This is a genomic window from Roseovarius autotrophicus (genome assembly GCF_018069895.1).
Taxonomy (GTDB): domain Bacteria; phylum Pseudomonadota; class Alphaproteobacteria; order Rhodobacterales; family Rhodobacteraceae; genus Roseovarius; species Roseovarius autotrophicus.
Map to the genome: position 1 here is coordinate 60,666 of NZ_JAGQDH010000015.1, position 6,630 is coordinate 67,295.

The following is a 6,630-nucleotide window of genomic DNA, read 5'->3' on the forward strand; positions in this document are numbered from 1 at the left end:
CCCCCGCTCAGGCGTGAATGGCCCCGTCGCCGCAGGCCAGCGCCGCCTCGCGCACGGCCTCGGAGAAGGTCGGGTGCGCGTGGCAGGTGAGGGCCAGATCCTCGGCCGAAGCGCCGAACTCCATGGCCACGCAGACCTCGTGGATGAGATCCCCAGCCGCCGGGCCGATGATATGTGCGCCGAGAATGCGGTCGGTCTCCTTGTCGGCGAGGATCTTGACGAAGCCCTCGCCGGCAAAGACCGCCTTGGCGCGCCCGTTGCCCATGAAGGAGAACTTGCCGACCTTGTAGGCGCGGCCTTGTTCTTTCAGGCTTTCTTCGGTCGCCCCCACGTTGGCGACCTCGGGATGCGTGTAGATGACACCGGGGATAACGCCGTAATTCACATGGCCATGCTTGCCCGCCAGCACCTCGGCCACAGCCATGCCCTCATCCTCGGCCTTGTGGGCCAGCATCGGGCCTTCGATGGCGTCGCCAATGGCATAGATGCCCTTGACCGAGGTCTGCCAATGGTCGTCCGTGGCGATCTGGCCGCGCTTGGTCATCTCGACACCAAGATCGGCCAGACCCAGCCCGTCAGTATAGGGTTTGCGGCCCGTGGCGACCAGAACCACATCGGCGTCAAGCTGATGGTCGCTGTCGTCCTTGCGCAGTTTGTAATTGACCTTGGCCTTGGTCTTGAGCGTCTCGACGGATTGGACTGCGGCCCCCATGATGAAATCAAGGCCTTGTTTTTTAAGAATCCTCTGGAAGTTCTTCTGCACCTCACCATCCATGCCCGGCGTGATCGCGTCGAGGAATTCCACCACGGTGACCTGCGTCCCGAGGCGTGCATAGACCGAACCAAGCTCCAGCCCGATCACGCCGCCGCCGATCACCACCATGGTCTTGGGGATCTTCGGCAATTCGAGCGCGCCGGTAGAGGTGACGACCACCTTTTCATCCACCTCGACGCCGGGCAGCTTTGAGGGTTCGGAGCCGGACGCAATGACGATATGTTTCGCCTCATGGGTCTCGTCACCGACCTTGACCTTGCCCGCGCCGGGTATCGACGCCCATCCCTTGATCCAGTCCACCTTGTTCTTCTTGAACAGGAATTCGATGCCCTTGGTGTTCTGGCCGATGACGTCATCCTTGTAGGCGAGCATCTGTTTCCAGTCCACCGAGGGAGCCTTGCCCTTGAGGCCCATCTTCTCGAAATTGTGCTCGGCTTCGTGGAGTTGGTGGCTCGCATGGAGGAGCGCCTTGGAGGGGATGCAGCCGACATTGAGGCAGGTGCCGCCCAGCGTCTCGCGTCCCTCGACCACAGCCGTTTTCAAGCCCAGCTGAGCGCAGCGGATCGCGCAGACATAGCCGCCGGGTCCAGCGCCGATGATGATCACGTCATAAGAGGCCATGGGTTAGAATCCTTTCGTTTAAGCGGGGCTTGGGGGCGCTGCCCCCGTCGCGCTGCGCGCGACTCCCCCGGAGTATTTGTGGAACGATGAAGCATCAGACGAGCGCCGCCAAGAGCATGAGGAGCGTGGCGAGAAAGCCCACCGCCCAGATCAGCGAGCGCCAGGGGCGCAGGCCGAAATAATAGGCCGGGATGTAGAGGACGCGCGCGGCAAGATAGGTGACGGCGCAGGCGGCGGTGAGGGGAGAGGTGATCTTGGTGAAGGTGACCACGATCACGGCGATGGTGAAGAGGATCAGACCCTCGAAATGGTTCGAGAGCGCGCGGCCAAGGCGGGCGGTTTTCGGCGAGAGTTGGCGGGAAGGCTCGCGGTCGCGCGCCGACATGGTGTAGCCGGGGCCAAGCTCGAGATTGGCCGGGATGGCGTAGAGCAGGAACTGCACGGCTTGCAGGAGGGCGGCGAGGGTGAGGGCGGTGAGTTCGGGGGTCATGTGGAGCCTTTTGCCATGAGGTGCGCAATGAATGCGCACCCTACGGGGAGGGTGCGCATGTGTTGCGCAGCACTCACAGATCCATCAGCAACCGGCGGGGATCCTCGAGCGCCTCTTTCACCCGCACGAGGAAGGTGACAGCCCCCTTGCCATCCACAATCCGGTGATCGTAGCTGAGTGCCAGATACATCATCGGGCGAATGACCACCTGACCGTTGATCGCCATGGGCCGGTCCTGGATCTTGTGCATGCCCAGAATGCCCGATTGCGGAGGGTTGAGGATGGGCGAGGACATGAGCGAGCCATAGACGCCGCCGTTGGAGATGGTGAAGGTGCCGCCCTGCATTTCCGCCATGCTGAGCTTGCCGTCGCGGGCGCGGGCGCCTTTTTCGGCGATGGCCTTTTCAATCGCGGCAAAGCCCATGGAATCCACATCGCGGATCACCGGCACGACAAGGCCCGTGGGGGTGCCCGCCGCGATGCCCATATGCACGAAGTTCTTGTAGACGATATCGGTGCCGTCGATCTCGGCGTTGACCTCGGGCACTTCTTTCAGGGCATGCACGCAGGCCTTGGTGAAGAAGGACATGAAGCCAAGGCGCACGCCGTGCTTCTTGAAGAACTCGTCCTTGTACTGGTTGCGCAGCGCCATGACCTCGGTCATGTCCACCTCGTTATAGGTGGTGAGCATGGCCGCCGTGTTCTGCGCGTCCTTGAGACGGCGGGCGATGGTCTGGCGGAGCCTCGTCATCTTGACGCGCTCCTCGCGGGCGGCATCCTCTGCGGGGCTTGGCGCGCGGGGGGCCTGCGCCGCCGGAGCGGGCGTGGCGGCGGCGGGGGCTTGTGTGGCGGCGGCGGCGCGGGCCACATCCTCCTTCATCACGCGGCCATCGCGGCCGGAGCCTGTGACCTGATCACGGCTGAGGCCCTTTTCGGCCATGGCCTTTTTCGCCGAGGGAGCATCCTCGACATCACCGCTTGCAGCGCGCGCCGGGATGCTCTCGTCCGGAGTGGCCCCTGCTCCGGCCGAAGCGACGGCCGCGCCTTCGCCCGAGGCGAGGATGGCAAGCTTGCCGCCCGCCTGCACGGTCTCGCCTTCGCCTGCGAGGATCTCGGTCAGCGTACCGGAGGCGGGCGCGGGAACCTCGACCGAGACCTTGTCGGTTTCCAGTTCGCACAGCATCTCGTCAGCCTCGACCTTATCGCCCACCTTCTTGAACCAGGTGGAAACAGTCGCCTCGGTCACGCTCTCGCCCAGGGTCGGCACCATCACGTCCACGGCGTCGCCCCCCGTCTCGGCGGGCGCGGCCCTGGCCTCGGTCTTCTCCTCCTTCACGGGGACGGATTTACCCTCACCTTCGGTGATCGTTGCAAGGAGCGCATCGACACCGACGGTCTCTCCCTCCTTTGCCACGATCTCGCCCAGGGTGCCGGCGGCGGGCGCAGGCACCTCCACCGTCACCTTGTCGGTTTCCAGTTCGCACAGCATCTCGTCGGCGGCGACCTGATCACCCGGCTTCTTGAACCAGGTGGCGACGGTGGCCTCGGTGACGGATTCGCCCAGAGTGGGGACGCGGACTTCGGTGCTCATCACTTATTCCCTTCGATGGTCAGCGCGGCATCGACCAGCGCCTCTTGTTGTGCCTTGTGCTGCTTGGCGAGGCCCGTGGCGGGCGAGGCGGCAGCGGGGCGACCGGCATAGACCGGGCGCTTGTGCTGCGCGTCGATCCGGGTCAGCACCCATTCGATATTCGGCTCTATGAAGGACCAGGCGCCCTGGTTCTTGGGCTCTTCCTGGCACCAGACCATGTCCGCGCCCTTGAAACGCTCCAGTTCCTTGACCATGGACATGGCCGGGAACGGATAGAACTGTTCGATACGCAGGAGGTAGACATCGTTGATCCCGCGCCGGTCGCGCTCTTCCAGCAGGTCGTAATAGATCTTGCCGGAACACATGACCACGCGCTTGATCTTCTCGTCGGCGACAAGCTTCGTTTCCGAATTGCCGTATTGTGCATCGTCCCAGAGCACGCGATGGAAGGAAGAACCAGTGGTGAAATCCGCTGCATTCGACACCGCCAGCTTGTGCCGCAGAAGGGATTTCGGCGTCATCAGGATCAGCGGCTTGCGGAAGGTGCGGTAGAGCTGGCGGCGCAGGATGTGGAAATAGTTGGCCGGCGTCGTGCAATTCGCCACGATCCAGTTATCGCCCCCGCACATGGTCAGGAACCGCTCCAGCCGGGCCGAGGAGTGTTCCGGCCCCTGTCCCTCATAGCCATGGGGCAAGAGGCAGACGAGGCCGGACATGCGCAGCCATTTCGATTCGCCCGACGAGATGAACTGATCGAACATGATCTGCGCGCCGTTGGCGAAATCGCCGAACTGCGCCTCCCAGAGGGTGAGCGCCTTTGGCTCGGCGAGGCTGTAGCCGTATTCGAAGCCCAGAACGGCATATTCCGAGAGCATCGAGTCGATGACCTCGTAATGCGCCTGCCCCTCGCGGATGCTGTTGAGCGGGTAAAAGCGCTCTTCGGTCTCCTGGTCGATGAAAGCGGAATGGCGCTGGCTGAAAGTGCCGCGTGTGCTGTCTTGACCGGCGAGGCGTACACGGTAGCCCTCTGTCAGCAGCGAGCCGAAGGCAAGCGCCTCGGCGGTGGCCCAGTCAAAGCCCTTGCCAGTTTCGAACATCTGCCTCTTGGTCTCAAGCAGACGCTCGACCGTCTTGTGCAGGTTGAAGCCCTCCGGCGTGCGGGTGAGTCCCGCGCCGACCTCGGCCATGGTCTCGGGGGAAATCGAGGTCTCGCCGCGCTCATACTTGCCCTTGTGCGGGTTGAGGTCGGACCATTTGCCATCAAGCCAGTCGGCCTTGTTCGGACGATAGTCCTTGCCCGCCTCAAACTCGTCGGCGAGGAAGGACTGGAACGCGGCCTTGAGGTCCTCGACCTCGCCCTCGGGGATGAGACCGTCTTTCACCAGCCGGTCGGTATAGAGGGCGAGCGTCGTTTTCTGCTGCTTGATCTTTTTATACATCAGGGGGTTGGTGAACATCGGTTCATCCCCCTCGTTATGGCCGAAGCGACGATAGCAGATGATGTCGATCACCACATCCTTGTGGAACTTCTGGCGGAATTCCGTGGCGACGCGCGCGGCATGAACGACCGCCTCGGGATCGTCGCCGTTGACGTGGAAAATCGGCGCCTCGACCATCAGCGCGATATCGGTGGGATAAGGCGAAGTGCGCGAAAAATGCGGCGCGGTGGTAAAGCCGATCTGGTTGTTGACCACGATATGCATGGTGCCGCCGGTGCGGTGCCCGCGAATGCCCGAAAGCTGGAATCCTTCGGCCACCACGCCCTGTCCGGCAAAGGCCGCATCCCCGTGCAGCAGGATCGGCAGGACCCTGGTGCGGTCGATGTCGTTCAACTGATCCTGCTTGGCACGGACCTTGCCCAGAACCACCGGATTAACTGCTTCGAGGTGCGAGGGGTTGGCGGTCAGAGACAGATGCACGCGATTGCCGTCGAACTCGCGGTCCGAAGACGCCCCCAGGTGATATTTCACATCTCCCGAGCCATCGACCTCCTCGGGCTTGAAGCTGCCGCCCTGAAACTCGTTGAAGATGGCGCGGTAGGGCTTGGCCATGACATTGGCCAGGATGTTGAGACGCCCGCGATGCGGCATCCCGATGACGATATCCTCAACGCCCAGCTGGCCGCCGCGCTTGATGATCTGCTCCATCGCCGGGATGAGGCTCTCACCACCGTCAAGACCGAACCGCTTGGTGCCCATGTATTTGACATGAAGATATTTCTCGAAGCCCTCGGCCTCGACCAGCTTGTTCAGGATCGCCTTGCGGCCCCGTTGGGTAAAACTGATTTCCTTGTCATAGCCCTCGATCCGCTCCTTGAGCCAGGCGGCCTGTTCGGGGTCGGAGATGTGCATGTATTGCAGCGCGAAGGTGCCGCAATAGGTGCGGCGCACGATGGCGAGGATCTCGCGCAGGCTGGCAATCTGGAGGCCAAGCACATTGTCGATAAAGATGGGTCGGTCCATGTCGGCCTCGGTGAAGCCGTAGGATTTGGGGTCAAGCTCGGGCTGATGGCTCTGCTCGCGCAGGCCGAGCGGGTCGAGATCGGCGATGAGATGGCCCCGGATGCGATAGGCGCGGATCAGCATGAGCGCGCGCACGGAATCGAGCACCGCGCGCTTGATCGCCTCGTCGTTGACCTCCACACCCTTCTCGGCGGCCTTGGCGGCGATCTTCTTGCCCGCGTCCCTGGCCTCGGGTTCGGCGGGCCATTCGCCGGTCAGCGCGGCGGTGAGATCGTCATTCGGGACGGGCGGCCAGTCAGACCGCGCCCAAGAGGCCCCTTTCGCCTCGCGCCGCACATCCTCGTGCCCGTCGCCCAACTGGTCGAAGAAGGCGCGCCACGCGTCATCCACCGCGCCCGGATCATGGGCGTAGCGGGCGTAAAGCTGTTCGAGATACTCGGCATTCGCCCCCTGCATGAAGCTTGAGGCGTGAAAGAGGTCGTTGGGGGATTGGTCGGTCATCTCTGGTTTCCTCCCGCGGGGTGCGCGGCCCCGCCCGTGTGAATGGGGGGCGGACCCTGCCCGCCCCTCTTGCCCTTGATCAGCCGATGGCCTTGAGCACGGCCTCGCCGAGGCTGGCGGGGCTTTCGGCGACGGTGATGCCGGCGGATTGCATCGCCTCGATCTTGTCCTCGGCGCCACCCTTGCCGCC

Annotated in this window: 4 protein-coding genes and 1 pseudogene; all 5 read right to left on the reverse strand. The window is 63.4% G+C overall.

The features are described from left to right. Positions 1-7: 7 nt before the first annotated feature. Positions 8-1,396 (reverse strand): dihydrolipoyl dehydrogenase, encoded by a 1,389-nt coding sequence (lpdA, locus tag KAK09_RS14050; protein ID WP_210879565.1) that lies wholly within the window; start codon positions 1,394-1,396, stop codon positions 8-10. Between the two features lie 94 nt (positions 1,397-1,490). Then, the gene (locus tag KAK09_RS14055) at positions 1,491-1,886 is read right to left on the reverse strand and encodes an MAPEG family protein (protein WP_210879566.1); all 396 of its coding nucleotides are present in this window, start codon (positions 1,884-1,886) and stop codon (positions 1,491-1,493) included. A 73-nt stretch (positions 1,887-1,959) separates the two neighbouring features. Further along, positions 1,960-3,477 carry a 2-oxoglutarate dehydrogenase complex dihydrolipoyllysine-residue succinyltransferase gene (gene odhB / locus KAK09_RS14060; RefSeq protein WP_210879567.1) on the reverse strand — a complete coding sequence of 506 codons (1,518 nt, stop codon included), beginning with the start codon at positions 3,475-3,477 and terminating at the stop codon, positions 1,960-1,962. Beyond that, positions 3,477-6,440, reverse strand: a complete 2,964-nt coding sequence (locus KAK09_RS14065; RefSeq protein WP_210879568.1) for a 2-oxoglutarate dehydrogenase E1 component — start codon at positions 6,438-6,440, stop codon at positions 3,477-3,479. The genes odhB and KAK09_RS14065 overlap by 1 nt, the downstream gene beginning before the upstream one ends. A gap of 79 nt (positions 6,441-6,519) precedes the next feature. Then, positions 6,520-6,630: pseudogene (locus KAK09_RS14070) on the reverse strand (succinate--CoA ligase subunit alpha); the annotation flags it as partial.

What these genes read in the sequence shown, in the direction of transcription:
- odhB (WP_210879567.1), bottom strand. Translation starts at nt 3,477, where the DNA reads ATGAGCACCGAAGTCCGCGTCCCCACTCTGGGCGAATCCGTCACCGAG.
- KAK09_RS14065 (WP_210879568.1), bottom strand. Translation starts at nt 6,440, where the DNA reads ATGACCGACCAATCCCCCAACGACCTCTTTCACGCCTCAAGCTTCATG.
- KAK09_RS14055 (WP_210879566.1), bottom strand. Translation starts at nt 1,886, where the DNA reads ATGACCCCCGAACTCACCGCCCTCACCCTCGCCGCCCTCCTGCAAGCC.
- lpdA (WP_210879565.1), bottom strand. Translation starts at nt 1,396, where the DNA reads ATGGCCTCTTATGACGTGATCATCATCGGCGCTGGACCCGGCGGCTAT.